General features: G+C 54.2%; 12 protein-coding genes. 4 read left to right on the top strand and 8 right to left on the bottom strand.

The window, feature by feature from the left end; translation table 11 throughout:
• Positions 1 to 108 precede the first annotated feature (108 nt).
• The 3 genes from ACR1UW_RS00650 to ACR1UW_RS00660 form a co-directional block, all read right to left on the bottom strand.
• Positions 109 to 696: a branched-chain amino acid transport system II carrier protein gene (locus ACR1UW_RS00650; protein WP_407066709.1), complete on the bottom strand. Its 588-nt coding sequence runs from the start codon at positions 694 to 696 to the stop codon at positions 109 to 111.
• Positions 697 to 865: 169 nt separating this feature from the next.
• Positions 866 to 2,212 carry an N-acetylmuramoyl-L-alanine amidase family protein gene (locus ACR1UW_RS00655; RefSeq protein WP_237420924.1) on the bottom strand — a complete coding sequence of 449 codons (1,347 nt, stop codon included), beginning with the start codon at positions 2,210 to 2,212 and terminating at the stop codon, positions 866 to 868.
• Positions 2,213 to 2,549: 337 nt separating this feature from the next.
• Entirely contained in the window at positions 2,550 to 4,670 is a 2,121-nt protein-coding gene (locus ACR1UW_RS00660; protein ID WP_049624260.1) for a YecA family protein, read from the bottom strand.
• 128 nt (positions 4,671 to 4,798) lie between these two features.
• Between ACR1UW_RS00660 and ACR1UW_RS00665 the strand changes: the two genes are divergently transcribed.
• Positions 4,799 to 5,515: a plasmid pRiA4b ORF-3 family protein gene (locus ACR1UW_RS00665; RefSeq protein WP_237420925.1), complete on the top strand. Its 717-nt coding sequence runs from the start codon at positions 4,799 to 4,801 to the stop codon at positions 5,513 to 5,515.
• A gap of 65 nt (positions 5,516 to 5,580) precedes the next feature.
• Here the strand turns inward: ACR1UW_RS00665 and ACR1UW_RS00670 are convergent, their stop codons facing one another.
• The 3 genes from ACR1UW_RS00670 to ACR1UW_RS00680 form a co-directional block, all read right to left on the bottom strand.
• The gene (locus tag ACR1UW_RS00670) at positions 5,581 to 6,900 is read right to left on the bottom strand and encodes a YecA family protein (RefSeq protein WP_064213497.1); all 1,320 of its coding nucleotides are present in this window, start codon (positions 6,898 to 6,900) and stop codon (positions 5,581 to 5,583) included.
• A 525-nt stretch (positions 6,901 to 7,425) separates the two neighbouring features.
• On the bottom strand, positions 7,426 to 9,621 hold the full coding sequence (locus ACR1UW_RS00675) for a YecA family protein (RefSeq protein WP_237420927.1): 2,196 nt from the start codon (positions 9,619 to 9,621) through the stop codon (positions 7,426 to 7,428).
• 297 nt (positions 9,622 to 9,918) lie between these two features.
• The gene (locus ACR1UW_RS00680; RefSeq protein WP_498934275.1) at positions 9,919 to 11,205 is read right to left on the bottom strand and encodes an SEC-C domain-containing protein; all 1,287 of its coding nucleotides are present in this window, start codon (positions 11,203 to 11,205) and stop codon (positions 9,919 to 9,921) included.
• Positions 11,206 to 11,412: 207 nt separating this feature from the next.
• Here ACR1UW_RS00680 and ACR1UW_RS00685 point away from each other — a divergent pair, with 207 nt between their 5' ends.
• From ACR1UW_RS00685 to ACR1UW_RS00695, 3 genes are read left to right on the top strand one after another with little or no spacing between them, the layout of a single operon-like run.
• Positions 11,413 to 13,020: an SWIM zinc finger family protein gene (locus tag ACR1UW_RS00685; RefSeq protein WP_237420929.1), complete on the top strand. Its 1,608-nt coding sequence runs from the start codon at positions 11,413 to 11,415 to the stop codon at positions 13,018 to 13,020.
• The gene (locus ACR1UW_RS00690) at positions 13,017 to 15,797 is read left to right on the top strand and encodes a DEAD/DEAH box helicase (RefSeq protein ID WP_498934277.1); all 2,781 of its coding nucleotides are present in this window, start codon (positions 13,017 to 13,019) and stop codon (positions 15,795 to 15,797) included. Before ACR1UW_RS00685 ends, ACR1UW_RS00690 begins: the two co-directional genes overlap by 4 nt.
• A 2-nt stretch (positions 15,798 to 15,799) precedes the next feature.
• Entirely contained in the window at positions 15,800 to 15,979 is a 180-nt protein-coding gene (locus ACR1UW_RS00695; RefSeq protein ID WP_033013721.1) for a hypothetical protein, read from the top strand.
• 184 nt (positions 15,980 to 16,163) lie between these two features.
• Here ACR1UW_RS00695 and ACR1UW_RS00700 read toward each other — a convergent pair whose 3' ends face one another.
• Together ACR1UW_RS00700 and ACR1UW_RS00705 are read right to left on the bottom strand one after the other, a co-directional pair.
• A complete protein-coding gene (locus ACR1UW_RS00700; protein ID WP_033013720.1) occupies positions 16,164 to 16,478 on the bottom strand; it encodes a Uma2 family endonuclease in 315 nt (104 codons plus the stop codon).
• 81 nt (positions 16,479 to 16,559) lie between these two features.
• A complete protein-coding gene (locus ACR1UW_RS00705; protein WP_237420931.1) occupies positions 16,560 to 17,531 on the bottom strand; it encodes an MTP-1 family protein in 972 nt (323 codons plus the stop codon).
• Positions 17,532 to 17,767 lie beyond the last annotated feature (236 nt).

Genomic DNA, 17,767 nt, shown 5'->3' on the forward strand with positions numbered 1-17,767 from the left:
CACAAAAAAGAGAATGCCCCAAAAGCAACGAGGCATCCCCCCTTCTTCCATATATATACATCAGATTATTCCCCCGACCGGGCGTACATGACCTTTTGAGTCAGCCCTTTACGCCGCATGTTTCCGTTTCGTTGCGGACGGCCGATCGATCATCAAGCCAAGCGCAGCGCCGATCAGCGCAGGGACAACCCAGCCGAGCCCGACTGAAAACAGCGGCGCCCATGAGAGGAGCGGTTCTAACCATGCCGTCTCCAGCCCGATCGTTTTCAAACCGTCATACAGGCTGAACATGCCGGTAAAGAGCAACGCCATCCCGTACACTTTCGCCGAACCATGGTAAAAGCGGCGGAAAAACGACAGGGCGACGAGCACGATCGCCAATGGATACAGCATCGTCAACACTGGAACGGAAACAGCGATCAACGCATTTAAGCCGAGGTTTGACATCAAAAAGCTAAATAAGGTTAATACAATGACATACGTTCGGTACGAAACAGTCGGGGTGAGCTCTTGAAAGTATTGCGCACAAGCAGCGACTAGACCAACCGCCGTTGTTAAGCAGGCAAGCGCCACGATCACGCCCAACAGCAACTTCCCCCCGCTGCCAAACAGCAGCGATGACACGTATGACAATAGCTCGGCTCCGTTGGCAAATGAGCCGACACCAGCCATTCTAGCACCAAGGGTAAATATTATACTTTTTTAACTATTGTGTCAACCAACTTCCACCCTTTCGCCCTTGCAGCCCTCAGGCAAACGCCTTGAAAAGCTAATGGCCCTCTATGGTCAGCCAGCGGTGATCCAAACAAGGCGAGGCGACAAAAACGCAGTAGATTCGTTATCCACTTTTTAGAAAAGGGGCGTACTATTGAAAATAATGGCGCATGGCGTTCACGATGGCCGTCGTCACCGCTTCTTGATAACCGTTTGTCGCCACAACCGCAGCGTCCGACCGATTGCTTAAATAGCCGAGCTCAAGCAACACGGACGGCTTCTCGTTTTCTCGCAACACGTAATAGTCGCCAAAGGCGATGCCGCGAAACGGCAATGCGGAAAGTTGCCTGAACAGCCCTTGGAACGATTGCGCCAATTCGTAGTCCGCAAACCGATCGTAATAGTAAATGGTGATGCCGGACGCATCTGGATCAGCGGCGCTGTCGTAATGCAGGCTAATAAACGCGTCCGCCTGATACAGGCGGGCGGCGGCAACACGCGCCGACAGCGGCACATACTCATCGCCGGAGCGCGTCAGCACGACGCGAGCGCCGTAAGATTGCAGCTTGTTTTTTAGAAGCCTCGCCGTTCCCAACGTCAACTCCTTTTCCTTAACGCCAGCGACACTTTGGGCACCGCCGTCTTTGCCTCCGTGGCCAGGGTCAAGGACGATCGTTTTTCCGGCCAGCGCCTGAACAGGACCGCGCGTCCAGCTGTCTACATAAAGGCGGGAGTCGCTAGGCGCGATGGCTGAAAGCAGCGAGCGGTCAGCCGACTGGGGCACTTCCGCTTCCTTTTCATTAGCTTGTCCATCCTTTACCTGCACATATGCGGATGACACCCACCCATCAAGCCCTGTTGAGGAGGCAATTTTGTACCATCCCGGCTTCTTTTCCACAATGTCAACTTCTTCGCCACGAACAAGACGGCCGATCCGCGGGGCGTGAAGCGACGGTTCAGCTCGCACGTTGAGTGAATCGGCGGCCACCGTTCCAGTCTGTTGTGAAATCGAGCGGGCCTCGGCTGGCGCCAAATACGATGCAGCGACCCAACCGATGGCGTCTTCCGTCACGACCTGTTTCCAGCCGCCTTCTTCCCCAATCACCAACACCGTTTCCCCTTGCGCCAAATGTCCGATAATTCGCCCGTCTCGGCTCGGCTCTTGGCGAAGGCGGAGCCGGTCTTCTTGCACGACGGCTGTCTCTTTTGCCAACGCGACGTACCGCGCCGCGAGCCACCCGGTCCGATTTTTCTCCCATTCAATTTTCAACCAACCGTCTTTCACATCCACCAACCGGTACACGTCACCGCGGTGGACGCTTGCCACCGGGCGGTACGGCACCCCCGGTCCTTGGCGGACATTCACGCGGTCCGCCGTCACCACCGCCAGACGCTTCGTTTCTTCCGTTTCTTTTTCTCCTTTCACTCCCGACGGCCAAAGGACCGCCAGCAACCAAAGCAAACAAAACGATGCGGCGAGCCATCCCCCCCGCCTCATGCGCGCTCCCTCCTAGTTCCCTCTCATTCTACTATATGGTTCGCGCACAATAGGCCATTTCCTGTCTGTCGGCCAGGAAAACCGCTCGACAGAACAGGCGCCGCCAACGTCCATGAACCGACAATGAATGCCCTGTTTCCGCACAATGTCCTCCAGCGTGACAGCCGCCAACAAACAAGACGCGAATGCTGCCGAGAACGCAACAATGGCGCAAATCCCGTCTGCACAAGCGCCCTTCGATGCCTCAAATTGGCGCAATCGCATGGCTGCCCCATTTCCTCACAAGCGCCCATCATAGAAAAAGAGGATGCCTCGTGTCGAGACATCCCCTTCCCCTTTACACCTTGGCGGATGGCCGGTCAAACCGAACAAACGCCTCCATGTAAGGAGCGGCCTGCGGCGGGTAGACACGTTGGACGGCCGCCAATGCGCCGTTGTTGGTGAACGCGGCTTCCAAGCACATGCCGGGCTCGACGTACGATTTCACCGATAGCGGCAAGCGCCAGTGGAACTGTTCGCCCGTCTCCAACCAGCGGATCGCGGCCTTTTCCCGTCCGACGCTCACCACCTGAAACATCCCGGTTCGATACTCCTCTTTCCTTTCTACCATTCCTTTCCAAATAATGTCAGCCATCCCCATTGGCAAATCAGGGCGATGATACAATCGAAGAAGGCGGACCGCTTTTAACAACGGCTCCTGCAATTCCGTCACGAGTTGGCGCACGACCCGGGCATGGCTTGTCCGATAGCGGCCGTCCAGCCATTTCGTGAACGCCTGAACGCCGCTTAATACTTGTTTCGCTTGATTGATGCTTATGTCAGGAGAAAACATGACGTAGTGAAATGCCAAACATTGCTGCCAATGGCGCGCTTCTAGCGCATCCCACGATGACAGCGGCGTCGTCTGCAAGTAATGGCCGACCGCCGTCACACCGAGGCGGTATTTCGCTTTCGTCGCCTCTGATTTTCCTTCCGTTTTTTCTTGGTAAAAACGGACGAGGTCGGCGCCGAAAAAGCGCATTTTCCATTCCGCCGGCATGGCAAAATATCCGCCCTCATCGAGCCGTTGCAATACTTGAACAGACGTTGTCCGCTTGATCTTAGGCGTCACAAATGGCGAGAGCGGCAAACCGTAGCGGGAACGGATGCTGTTCGTATCGACCATCACCGGACTGCCTTCTTGGCGGAGAAGTTCGAACGCATGGTACTCATATGCGCGCAGCCATTGCTCCACTGTTTCCTGCTCGCCGCTCATGGCCAATTCGTGAACGGACCGTCCCCCCCATTCTTCATGCGGCACATGCAGCGTCTGCTCTAACATCACCGCACTGTTGGCAACGAGCGCCATATATGACGGCTCACCCGGCGGCAACTGGACGTCGTATGACAGCAACTTCACTCCTTTAGGGACAAGGTGTGTCTTCGCTGACCGCGATACAACCGTCGCCGGCAGCCCCATTGCCTCAAGCGTCTTCGTCAGCACCCTCTCGGCGTCCGCATCAAAGGTGGAGAGCGTCATCGTCCGCCCCTGCCCCTCTACAAAGCCGGCTAGTTCGTTCAGATAAATCGGGCTGGAGGCAAGATCATCGCAATATTCATACGTCACACCGCGCAGTGAACCTTTGACGGCTTCGTCCGTTTCCTCATCCACGATCACGATTCCATGTCGTTCCAGCTGACGGAGGGCGTTGCGCGCATCAGGCATGTCGTAGACGACCGTCCATTGTTCAACTGCTTCCGTCCCGCGCTCCTGTAATGAAGAAGCACTGTGACACGCGTCGACAATATCAAGAAAACGGGAAAATGCCAACTCTTCGTACGGCATGTTCGTCTCTTGAAGGAGAGAACGCATTCGTTCCTCGGCCTTCTTCACTCCGTCCGGCCCAACGATGGAGGCAGCCCCTTGGATATAATGACCGCCGTCAAACGGCTCGAGAAACGCAAACATACCGCCCCAAGGCACTACATCCGGCATCGTCTCGCTAAATGGCAGAAACAACGTTTCCCCCGTCAATCGGTCGACCGCTGTCCCCCCGTCTTCACCGCGGTCCACAAACTGAACGAGACGCGGAACAAGCCGAACCCACCGGTCAAGCATGTTTCGCAGCTCCAACGATAAACGACGCCCTTTCTCGCGCCGAAACCATTCAACGCCGCGCATCCCGTTTGGGAAACGGTGAACGAACAAGTACCAAAGCGTTTCAAGCGGCTCAAGCATCTCACTGTGTTTCATTTCCCGAACGGCCTGACGGAACGCGTGCTTTATCGCCCGTTGTTCGGCGTAGGAGAGCGCCTCCTCTAAGAAACGGTGCACTTGTTGCGACAGCTCATACTTCTGTTCAAAAAACCGATGTTGCCGCGCCCTTTTCGCCTCTTCCTCCATCGCTTTGTTCATGCAGCATTTTTTATACTTTTTCCCGCTCCCGCACGGACACGGGTCGTTTCGGCCGACCGACATACGGCTCCCTCCTTGAATCAATTTCTTCGTTTTCTAATTTCTATCACCATTATTATTATTTTGATTCTTTCAGAAACAGGTTAAACTATAAGTATACAAAAACAATCCTAAAAAAGGAGACGATATTCATGGAAGAGAAAAGACTCATCGACTTGATCGACGAATTGATGACGAAGCTTAATTCAACGAAAACTTCCCATCCGCACGGTCGATGGACGGAAACACCAAAAAGCAAAAGCACGACATCAAAGAAACCGCGTCGCTCCAAAACCGCCTATCAGTTAAAAATATCCTTAAACGGCATCCGTCCGCCGATTTGGCGGCGCGTCCTTGTTCCCGGACATGCAACATTTCACGATCTTCATCTCATCATCCAAGAAGCAATGGGTTGGGAACAAGCTCATTTATACGAATTCGATTTCGGAAGCGTTCTCATCGGCATCCCTGACGGCTGGGATTCGTTTCAGCTGGAAAAAGAACTGATGGACGCCCGCCGCATCCCATTACAGCAATGGCTGACGGAAGAAAAACAAAAGTTTCTATATATTTACGATTTTGGCGACTACTGGCGCCATACCATCACCGTCGAAAAGATTGAAACACTCCCCAAACCGCTGGAACGCGCCACTTGCCTGAAAGGGAAACGGGCATGCCCTCCCGAGGATTGCGGCGGCGTCTATGGTTATTTGGAGCTGCTCGAATCAGCAGCAAACCAAGACTCCCTTACGGATCCGGAACTGCTTGAACGACTTGACTGGATGTATGACATGAAAGGCGAAGATTTTGATCCCGATGCGTTTAACATCGAGGAGGTGAACAAGCGGTTATCCTACATCCATCTGTAGCAAAGGGGGAGAAGGCGCCCAAACCAACGGCTGGGCACCTTCTCCCATGGATGCGCTGTATGTTCTTAACAAAACCCCCGTCCCGCAAATGTTTGCCAGACGAGCTCCTCGAGTTCTTCACGCAGTTCGGCTTCGTCGACTCCCTCAAGCAAACCGTCTTTTTTCCATGTTCGCATCGCCTTGTCAATCAAGCGGCGGACTTGATCGGTGTCCCAACCTTCGTCGTCAAACAGTTCTTCGACTTCGTCAAGCCATTCGTCAATCGCGGCATCCAACTCATCGCCGTCTATCATGCCTTCTTCGAAATCCCACTCATCATCAAGCCATTCCTCATCGTCATCATCCCACTCGCCATCCTCATCGCGATCCAGCATCTCGACCGCGAACAAGATAAATTCCATGGAAGTTGATTCGACTTCCTCGGCCGCCACTCCGTATCGTGCAGCCGCTTCCTCTGCATCCATGAACTCCTCTTCCGCCATCTGACCGGCAACATGGCGAAGCGCGGCTGCATACACGACCGGGTCATCGATGGCCGGTTCATCTTGTTCGCAATACATGCGCCAAAAGAACGCCGCATGGCTAAGCACCCGGGGCGATGTCTTTTCTTCTCTCCGCTTCAGCTCGTGAAGAACCGCTTCTTCGTCAGGATCGTTCCACTCCAATTCAGCCGACAGCTGCCATAGCCATTCGTGAAGAGCCAGATCGAGCGCTTCTGGAAACGATGTTCGCCAAAACGCGTCTGCCGCTTTCCCGCTTCGTTTTCTCTCCGCCTCAATCGCATGGGCGAGCCGTGTTCTTCCGTTCTTTGGAAACGGCAGAGCGGCTATAAAGTACGTAAACTCTTCCCCATATGGAAGGAGGAAGCCAAGCAAAACGTCCCCTTCTTCAGCCGGCGGAACGGGCTCGGACGTTAAAAAACGGACGCGTTTTTCTTCCCCGCTCACAAGATCGCGCACCATGAGACGCCGCTCTTCGTCGAAACGGACGATCTCACCAAACGACGGAATCCCCTCCGTCCATCGCTCCAAATGCGCTTGCACCGCCGGCCGCCAACGGTTGCGGCGCCGGTCTTGCATGTACGCCGAAAAGATTGTTGTCCCCTTCTCATCCACCGGCCGGCAAAAAACAGCCCAATCCGTCAACAATAAATGAGCGCCCACCTCTAACTCTTCCGGAAACCATTGAAACGAGCATTCCGCCATCGTTTCCACCAACACGTCCTCGTATCGCTCCGACGCAAACAAGACCACATCCTGCATGCATTCGACCAGCTCGCGCTCAATAATAGATGCAATCGATACCGCCTCTTGCTTTCCACAACAATGCTTGTACATTTTCCCACTGCCGCATGGACAAAGATTGTTTCGCGATGCCTTCACCATATAGCTACCTACTTTCTTTGTATCATAGTCATTGAACGTTCTCCCCCTCTACGCTAACGCTCGGGCCAGCTAAACACTTTGGGGAGACATTCACGATCAACGTGTGATGGAACTGCTTTCAGCAACACATATCGCAAGCACTTTGGGACTTCCGCCGCTCATGTCGAGAACATCGATTCGCATTCCATTTTTTATGCCTAACCAAAATCCTAGTTCTTCACCAAAAGGTGCCCTTGGCTTTTTCAAAACATGCCATATTTCCTTCTCCAAGGAGAAATCAGCCAATCCATGATTTTCATGCCGGTTGACACTCCGCACTCCTAAAGGTGTAGGATTCTTGGATCATTCGCGTCCTCATCCGTTTCTCGGTAAAACGAGAAAAACCCTGCTTCTCAAGCACACGTTATGGTGATGGACCAAAATCCTAAGAATATGAATGACTCTTACCATTGGGCTTGCCTGCATAATGGAGAATCATAGAGGCCGAGCCGAGAGAAACAAGCGCCCCGTCATTCATCGGGACGCCTACGGCCGGCGAAGCAAACGGGACAACGAGGCAAGCAGGCGCTCTTGAAACACAGCCCGTTCTTTCTCCACCTTGTCTGGCCACTCTTGCAACGCCTGAAGCCACGGCTCTACGTACGGTGAGAAAGACGGCGGATACACGCGGGCAAGATCGTCCAGCTTGCCGTTGCGATCGGTCGCGGCGACGATATACATGCCCGGCAACAGATGCGGCTCTGCCCGCTTCGGAATGTCCCATGTCACCGTTCGGTTATGGGCAAGCCAATCCAGCACCGCCTTCCCCTGTTCCACACGCTTGACGCGGAAAAACGAGAAACCGACGGAAAGGGGAATAGGCAAACCAAACAAACGAGCAAGCTGCCAAGCCATCAGTTCCTCATCCGCCTTTCCGTTCTCGCCCCTCCATTCATCCAGCAAAGCAAAGCAATGTTCCAATTCGCTTCTGACCTCTTCCAGCACGGCACAAACAACAGTTCGATGATTCGTTCCATAACGGCGGTCCAGCCAATCGGCCCACTCAAGCAACATATCGAGCGCTCGGCTCACCACTTCCCATGAAAACGAACTCCATCTTGACGGGATTTGCTCGACGATGCATTGTTTCCATTCTTCTTCTCCTACGTCCTCCCACGATGAAAACGTCCGCCCGGTCATATATTCACACACGAGCAAAACCACGGCCCAACACGCCTCTTTGGCCTCTTTTTCTCCGCTCACGATGACTTCGTTATAAAACACCAATGCGTCATCGGTAAAATACATCCCTTCCCATTCCGCGCGGATCAACAATGTCTCGGTTCCTTCCGGCCCCATCCATTTCATTTTCCATAAGTCCGAAAGACGATGTGATGAGCTAAACGGAGATGGGGGCAATCCATAACGGGAGCGAATGGGATTCACTCCGATGAGCACCGGCAAATTGGCTCGTTCTTGCATGTTAAACAAATGGAATTCATACTCTTTCAGCCACACATCCACTTCCTGCACACGCCCCTCGCGCGCCATTTCGTGAGGGGTTTTTCCATTCCATTTCTCAAGCGGGGTGTGAAGGGCTTTTTCCATTTGAACATCCAATCCGGCCATCGTTGCCACCCAAGGGGGAGAGTCTGGGTCTGAATCAATATGAAGCGAAACGTTTTCGATCCATTTTCGGCGCAAAACGGCTTCTGTCCCCCGTTTTCGTTCTTTTGGGGAATACCCAAACGCCTGCAGCAGCGACACGAGCTGTTCGGCCGTCCCTTCCTCCTCGGTAGACAACACGAGACGCGACCGATGAGCGGATAATGACCCGCCTAATTCAAACACATGAATCGGCTTGGGGGAAATCACTCCGACATAATGGTACACATTGGTGCACCATGAACCTTCCACTTTCTCCCCATCGTCATGATCAATGTGAGCGCGTCCGATCGAAGCAAGCTTCCTCATCGCCTCAGCGGCTTCCTGGCATTCGTATTCATACGTCCATCGCGTGCGCTCCTCTTGCACATCGTCCGCCCTCGGAGGATAGCCTGCATCAACGATATCGAGAAAATGTTCAACGGCTACCTTTTCATACGGCCAATCGGTTTGCGTCAACAAGACGCGAATGTTCTCTTCCGCCCGTTCCACGCCCTTCGGATCCACAATCGATGATACACCGCAAACGTAATAGCCGCCGTCAAAGGGCTCCAAAAAGGCAAACATGCCGCCCCAAGGGCGCACAACCTCCAATGTCTCGCAATACGGCATGAGAAGTTTCTCGCCCGTCAACCGGTCGACCGCCACTCCTCCTTCATCATGCAAATCGACAAATTGCACAAGGCGCGGCACAAGTCGAACCCAGCGGTCCAACATTTCCTTGAGCTCCGGAGACAGACGACGCCCTTTTTCCTGTTGAAACCATTCAACGCCGCGCAATCCATTCGGATAACGATGGAGGAAAAAACGCCAAAGCGTCTCAAACACCTTCAACTCTTCACGATGATCCTTTTGTTCGATCATTCGGCGAAATGTACGGTTGACCGCTTCGCGTTCATCATAAGACAGCGATTCATCCAAAAACCGCTGCACCATTTGCGACAGCTCATATTTTTGGTCAAAAAAGCGGCGCTGCCGCACCCGCTTGATTTCACGCTCCTGCTGTTTGTTCATGCAGCACTTCTTATACTTTTTCCCGCTTCCGCACGGGCACGGGTCATTTCGGCCGATTGCCATGCAAAATCCTCCCTTCTAATCATTCCTTTCCAAAACGGCGACCAAGATATTAAAAACTGTCGGAATCGCGCACAAAACCATTTTTCCCAATCCATTATGGATTCGGTCAAAACCGATCGTTCCCCGCCGCTTTTTTTGGAGTTTCACGAATGGAACGCATTCCATTCCCTGTTTCTACTTATAGAGGGCTTGGGTTGAGCCCAATGATGTTTGAATGAGAGAGCCCTTGTGGAACCGGCTTTCCTTTCTGACGAAATGCCGCTGACTTGCGCGCAGCGCCCGTTTTTCTGCCAGCTTCTAGATGAATCCCCGATCGGTGAAGATCTCCCACGCTACATCGCGGAGTTCTTTACGCAATTCTTTTTCATTCACTTCCTCAAGCAGGCCCTCATTCCTCCACGAACGGATGGCGCGGTCAATATGACGGTTGACTCGCTTCTCGTCCCATCCTTCACGCATCAACATCAGATCGATGTCATCGATCCATTCATTGATGCGCGCATCAAGCTCATCCCCTTCCTCTTCGAACCAGTCTTCCTCCCAGTCATCGAGCCATTGCTCGTCGTCTTCATCATCAACAGCCATCAGGAAAAAATCCAACGCCGCCGATCGCACATCTTCTGGCATCACGTCATACCGATCGGCGATGTCTTCCACCTCCGATCCTTCCGCCTTCATCAAATGCCCAGCCACATAGCGGAGCGCCGCCGCGTAGACGGGAACCGAATAAGGGAGGCGGGATGTTTTTCCGCAATAGATCGCCCATATGGCGAACGCTTGATTGAGCAGCGCCGCTGGCGCCTCCGGCTCGTTTTCATCGAGCTCGCGAATGACGGCCGCTTGTTTCGGATCATCCCATTTGAACTGTTTGGCGAACTGCCAAAGCCACTCCAAGACCACATCGGAAAGCACAGCGACGAACCGATCGCGCATCCATAAAGCCGATGGCCGACCGCTCCACTCCCCTTCTTGTTGAATCGCCCGAAGCAATCGATCTTTCCCTGACGCCGGGAGCGGAAACACCGCTGTGAAACACGTGAACACGTCTTGGTACGGCACAAGGAAGCCGAACACCACATCTCCTGTTTCGATCACGCTCGGCCATTGATCGGAAGTCAATAAATGAACGATCTTTTCCTCTCCCGTCAACAAATCCCGGACAACGGGGCGATTGTCGTCATCATAGCCGATGAACTCGCCAAGCGACGGAACGGCTCCTTCCCACCTCTCGATGTGCGCCTGAACGGACGGGCGCCACCGCTCCCAATGACGGCTTTTCCGGTAAGCAGAAAAGATCGTTTGTCCTGTTTCATCAACCGGCCAACAAAACAACATCCAGTTCACCGCCATGATCTGCACGCCAAGCTCGAGTTCCTCCGGCATCTCATCAAGCGGGAACTGGTCTAAAAGCTCTTCCGCCTCCCTCTCATACCGCTGCAAAACAAACTGACGCATATCATTCATGCATTCGATCAACTCGCGGTCAATCAATGACGAAATCGAAACCGCCTCTTTTTTTCCGCAACAATGCTTGTACTTTTTGCCGCTGCCGCACGGACAAAGGGCATTCCGCGACACCGTCATATCGTCACCCACTTTCCTTCGATTCGGCCTTGCCGTTATGTTCATTGTATCATAACAGAGAGAAAAGCAGGAATAAATCTCACGCCAAACAAACATAGCAACAGTACAATCCGCCATGCTATAATAAGTAGATATAAAGAATGAACGGAAAACGGGGGCTTTCTTCGGGAACCCATGATGCACAATGGACGGAAAGGACGGACTGATATGTTGCAGACCGCAATCTCCAAACCTCTGTTGCAAAAAGCCGCTGCCGACTTGCAGCGGGAATGGCCGTTTTCTCTCTTCCAACATGTCATCCAAAAAGGGCGGGAATTGTCACGGCAAGGGTTGGTGTATAACGTCACGGTCATAGACAGCGATTTTATCGAAGGAAAAGTCATCGACACCGCCATTCATGACGTGACGCTTGATTTGTCGGACATCTCCCTCCACAGCTGCACATGCGGGGCGGAAGATCTTTGCCCGCACGTACTGGCGCTGTTCTTTTACGTGTACGGAAATGTATTTGACAACGGCGAGTTGTTGCAGCAATGGAAACAAGGAAAGAAAAAACCGAACCGGAAAGCGGCATCGGTCCAAACACCGTCTGAACCAAACACAGCGGAATCGGTCGCCCAATGGCGGAAGCAGTTCGCCGACCTATTGGACGAGTGGAGCGCCCGCCACCGCCGCCGCAATGATTGGCCGTACCGCTTGTCCCATCAACTGTTTCCGCGACTCGTCAAAAACAGCCCGAAACACAGCGCTGTCCGTTTGTTGCATCGCTTTCATGCGGCCTTGTTTTTGCTTGACCATTTGTTCGAATACGGACGCGAACGCGGTTGGGACCGTGGGCTGTTGTTCGGATCATACGAGCAGTTTTCGTGGCAACAAGACGTCGATTATATCGCCGACGAATGGTTCGAAACGTTGGAACGGTTTCCGTCCGAACTGCTGCCCCCGTCTGTTGAAACGCACATCGAACAGACGATCCCGTATGTACGGGAGTTGTTGCTGCGGTGGGGAAAGGCGTCCCCTTCACTCGTCTACAGCCTATACACAACCGCTTGGGAGCTGCTGTTCACGAAAGAAGCGCAGCGCCGGCAAGAGAAAGAAACGCTGATCCGCCTGGCAACGGAAAAACAGTCAACCACTCTGTTGCTAGCTGCCGCCCATCTCGCCTTTTTACTCGGCGAAGATGACGAAGCGCTCGCCATCTACCGCCAACATCCCAAGGAAGCGGCTCCGTTTTTTATCGATTGGATGGAGCGGTTCGCATCCTCGCATTCGCCGGAACGTTTCGCATCATTTTGGGCGAAAGGAAAGCAAGAGCTTGCCTTCTACATATCCGCTCTTCCAGAGATGGAGCGGTCGCCGTTTGTCAACGAAATCGGTCGGCTGTACGAATCATACGCTCGCCAACACAACAAATGGGACGACTATGAGAAGCTGTTGGCCGCATGCTTCCCATACAGCGCGAACCGCTACGTTCATTGGCTGCTCGATCAAAGGCGCTACCATGATGTAGTCGACTTATACTTATGGGTGGACGCCACCGCCCATGACATTGATCCAACATTTCTCGCCATGCTGCAAAAACAAAACCCGGCGCTCGTCTTGCCATTGTATCACCGAGCGGTCATGCGTTTTGTCGAGGCGAAAAACCGCGCAAGCTATCGCGTCGCCGTGCAATATTTAAAAAAATTGCGTGCGTGCTACCGATCGTTGAAACGAATGAACGACTGGCAGATGTATCTTGAACAGCTGTTAGCCAAAACAGCGCGCATGCGCGCGTTTCATGAAGAAGTGGAGAAAGGAAAATTGCTTCTATGATGGAACAAGCGTTGCAGACGATCACCCTTTCATGTGAGTGGAGCGAAGAAGGACGATGCTTCTGGCTCAGCGGCCCGGACCGTGTTACGAGCTGGGCGCCGCTTGTGTTCGCCTGGCATGAAGAAACCTTTTACGGAACCTTGCTTGATGTCGCGACCGTCCACGGACGCGACGCGGTGCGGCTGTCCCCGTGGCAGGCGCTCACGTTTTTCGCCTGGCGTCCGTCCAACCGTTTTCTTTCCATCAAATGGGGAGATGAGTTCACCGCCCAGCTTGAAACATGGGCGAAGCAAATCATCGACGATGTGCGCACACGCTGCTTCCGTCCCGATTTCTCGGCGTGGAAACAAGGGCAGCCGTCTGAATGGGCCGAAGCTGAGCGGACGCGTTGGCGCGGACTCAAAGACGATCCGCACCCGCTTGTTGCGGCATGGCGGTCGCTGGCAATCGCCGACTGGCTGTCGCGCGACCCAGAGCTGCGCGGCATTTGGGGCGACATCGTTCGCGCTTATCCATTAATCGCCTCCCCCAGCGGCCAATGGATCGGAACGGAAGACGATTGGCTGGAACAAATCGGCTGGCTCGGCGACCGGCCGCCGTTTACGGTCGGGCTTCGCCTCGTCGAGCCGCCTGAGGACGGCGACGCATGGACGCTGGAAGCGGTGTTCATCTCCATCGACGACAGCGTCATCGCCTCTGCCCGTGATATTCCGCGCGCCTGGCGCCCATATGAATCATCGATCCAGCGCGCCATTCGCCGCATTTGCGCGATCGTGCCGTGGCTTGACGCCGGGGAGGGTCTGCGGACGGAACTGTCTAATGAAGAAGCGTGGCGTTTTTTGTCCGAAGACAGCTTAAAGCTCACCGAAGCGGGCGTACGCCTCTTGCTTCCCGACTGGTGGCACGACATCCGCCAGGCGCAGCTGTCGATCAAAGCGAAACTGTCGCCTTCCGTCAACGCCGAATCACTGTTCGGCCTTGAGCGGCTCGCTGATTTCGATTGGCGCGTCGCGACCAACGGGATTGAGCTGACGGAAGAGGAGTTTGCCGCTTTGGCGGAACAAAAGCGGCGCCTCATTCGCCTGCGCGGCCAATGGCTCATCCTTGACCCCGCCCTTGTCCGCCGCGCGCAGGCGCTCATGGAAAAGGCGAAAAAAGAAGGCGTGCCGATCCACGATATCGTGGCGCAAACGCTGTTTTCGGAAGCAGAGGAGCGCGAAGAGGCAACGGACGAATCGATCCCGATCCACATTGACGTCCATGATCAGTTCCGCGCGTTCATCCGCCAGCTCCAGCAGCTGGATGGATTGCCGAAAGCGAATGTGCCGCCGTCGTTTCGCGGCACGCTCCGCCCGTACCAGCAGCGCGGCGTCGACTGGCTCGTCTTTTTGCGCCGATTCGGCTTTGGCGCCTGCTTGGCCGATGACATGGGGCTAGGCAAAACGGTGCAGCTGCTTGCCTATTTGGCCTATGTAAAAGAAATGGAACGTCCAGACACGCCGGCGTTGCTCATTTGTCCGACCAGCGTGATCGGCAACTGGCAAAAGGAATGCGCCCGCTTCACCCCAGACTTGCGCGTCTACGTGCACCATGGACCGAACCGGGCGAAACACGATGCGTTCGTGCAAACAGCAGGCGAGGCCGATCTCGTCATTACGTCTTACAACCTTGCTCATTTGGACCAAGACGATTTAAAACAGATTCATTGGCATGCGATTTGCCTTGATGAAGCGCAAAACATTAAAAACGCGCAAACAAAACAAGCGCGCGCCATCCGCCGCTTGAGCGGAAAACATAAAATCGCCTTATCCGGCACGCCGGTTGAAAACCGTCTCGGCGAACTTTGGAGCATCTTCCACTTCCTCAACCCTGGCTATCTCGGCAGCCGTGCGGAGTTTGAGCGGCGCTTTGCCGGGCCGATTGAAAAAGAAGGAGATGCCCGCAAAAAAGCGGCGCTGCAGGCGCTCATCCGCCCATTTCTCTTGCGGCGGACGAAAACGGATGAAGCGGTTGCGCTCAACTTGCCGGATAAGCTTGAACAAAAAGAGTATTGCCCGCTCACGGCCGAGCAAGCAGCGCTGTACGAGCAGCTCGTCAACGATACGCTTGAGCGCGCCAAAAATGCCAGTCCGTTTGCGCGGCGCGGCTTGATTTTGCAAATGCTAAACGGTGTGAAGCAAATTTGCGACCATCCGGCGCTGTATTTGAAAGAACGCCGCCCCCGCCAGCTCGTTGAACGGTCGCACAAGCTCGAAAAGCTCATCGAACTGATCGAGCAAATTCGCGCCAACGACGAATCGTGCCTCATCTTCACGCAATACGTGCGAATGGGCGAGATGATCCAACAGCTGCTTTCCGACCTGTTTGATGAGCGAGTGTTGTTTTTGCACGGAGGCGTCCCGAAACAAACGCGCGATCGAATGGTCGAAGAGTTTCAAGCACGAAAAGCGCCGATTTTCCTTTTGTCGCTCAAAGCAGGCGGCACCGGGCTCAACTTAACAGCTGCCAACCACGTCATCCATTTCGACCGTTGGTGGAACCCGGCGGTGGAAAACCAGGCGACCGACCGCGCCTACCGCATCGGACAGACGAAATTCGTCCACGTCCATAAATTGATCACCGTCGGGACAATCGAAGAAAAAATCGACGAGATGCTCGAACAAAAACAAGCGCTCGCCGACATCATCACCGAAGGCGAGGCATGGATCACCGAACTGTCCGATGACGAACTGCGCGACTTGCTCGCCTTATCGGCTGCAGCGAAAGGAGGCGCTTGAGCATGGCGGAAGAAAAACGAAAGCGCAAGAAAAAAACGGCGGAAAACCCGTGGGAAAAGCTGCTGAAGCGGATGGAAGAAAAGCTGAACGAGCACGAAAAACGGCAAACGCAACGGGAAAGGGACACCACGCGGCTGATGAGCGCCGCCCCGACTCCATTGGACAAACAAAAAGCTCCATGAGCACGTTTTTGTCCTTCCCCGGCATGAAAATGATGAGTTTAGGCACGCGCATTTTCATGAAAAAATTCCGTGGGCGACGTTTTGCCCTCCCGCCCGGGCATGAACATGCCCCGTCAAGACGCGTGCCTTTTCATGAAAACAGCGTGGGATTCGTCCCACGCTGTCCGCTTTTAACGTCCTCTTGTCAACGAAACCATTCCGTCATGTCGATTTCAAGCCCGGGAACATGAACGGAGCGAACCGTTCCCGTTTTCACTTGAACATCCGCCTGCTCATATAGCCGTTCCTCATTGAGCCGGTATCCCGTCACAGCTGGCTTCATCGGATTGACAATCCCGCATTCGTGAACGCCGCACGCCATGTACAAATTGAACGTTGCGACAAGATCATGCGCCTGGTTCCACGGACTTAAAATCTCGACAATCAGCGGCGGAACCTCAATGTACTTCGTTCCATCCAACTCTTTCTCACCGCAAATGACCGTCAAATCGGGAACCATCGCCCATTACCGGCCAAAACGAAAAAAGGCCGGCCGCCCCCCTCTCATCAAAAGAAGGTGGGACGGCGCCGGTCCTTTTCCCTAAACGGAAGCGTACATTCGGTCGAGCTCTTGCGCCTCGTATTTCGCAAACGGGTCGATGAGCGAAATTTTTTGCGCCTCGGCGTCGCCGACGCCGGCGTACAGCTCAGCCGTGCCGTCGCCTTTGCGGATGAGTCCGCCGCTAAAGACAACGTTCGCCAAATCCGGCCGTTTCGCCGGCCCGTCTAAAAAGTGGGAGCGAAGCGCAAGCAATTCCAGCTCTGAACGCTCCATCGTCTCGGGATTCAACACGAACACCATCGGGTAGTAATGGCGGTTGCCGTGCTCGTCAAAGCAAGCGATATGGCCAAGCGCCCCCACAAGCCCGTTCGCCAGCAAATGCGCCTCATTCACGCCGCCCCATTCTTCATCCGTAAATTGGGCGTCCAAAATCGGCGCGGCCTCAATCACGTCCGGCGTCAACTCATCGAGCGAGAAAATGCGGGTGAACCCGATTTTCCCGCGTCCGCCTTTCTCCCCTTGCGGCCGGGTGAACACGCCGATCGAGCCATCTTTCAGCTCGACAAGGCGAATGTCTTTCATTCCGTCCGGCCCTTCGGCGAACTTTTCTAAGCGGCGAATGTTCGGTCCGCGGTAAAAGACCGTCCGCCAGCTCAGCTCGCCGTCAAACACCGGATGCGGAAACGTCTCCACGCCGCCGAACACCAACTGACCGTGAATGCGCGCCACAAACGGATCCTGCAAGGCGAACACCGGCGCCCCTTCACGAGGAACCCAGACGCCGTCGCGCTCGACGAAAAAGTACACTTCCGATTGCTCGCTGTCGCGCGCCTCGACGCGCCCAGCGATCACCCATTCTCCTTCATCCACAAACGGTGCGGAAATATTATAAACGTCCCGGTCCCCGACACCCGCAAAGCGGAGCTTTTCCGGCTCAAACGGCTGTGGGGCCAGGCGGAATTCATCGACTAATACTTGACATGTCTTCAATGTTGGCGATTGGAATAACATGATCATCCCTCCAGGCGTTGCCAAAAACGCCGTATGCATCGCTTTTGGCCATTTTCCCTGAACAGGTTCGAACAGGAAACGTTCTCCAACTTCCTTTCATGCCAGTCTAATCAATCGGACATGGATGGCTGCGCCACCTCCTAGGCTAGGCAAGGAAGTCAATGAAACTGGTTTGTGTGTTATATTATAATATGATATGAAGGATTGTGAAACACGTTATTCTTTGCCAAAAAAGC

The sequence above is a fragment of the Geobacillus lituanicus genome (genome assembly GCF_050994965.1).
In the GTDB taxonomy this organism is placed as follows: domain Bacteria; phylum Bacillota; class Bacilli; order Bacillales; family Anoxybacillaceae; genus Geobacillus; species Geobacillus stearothermophilus.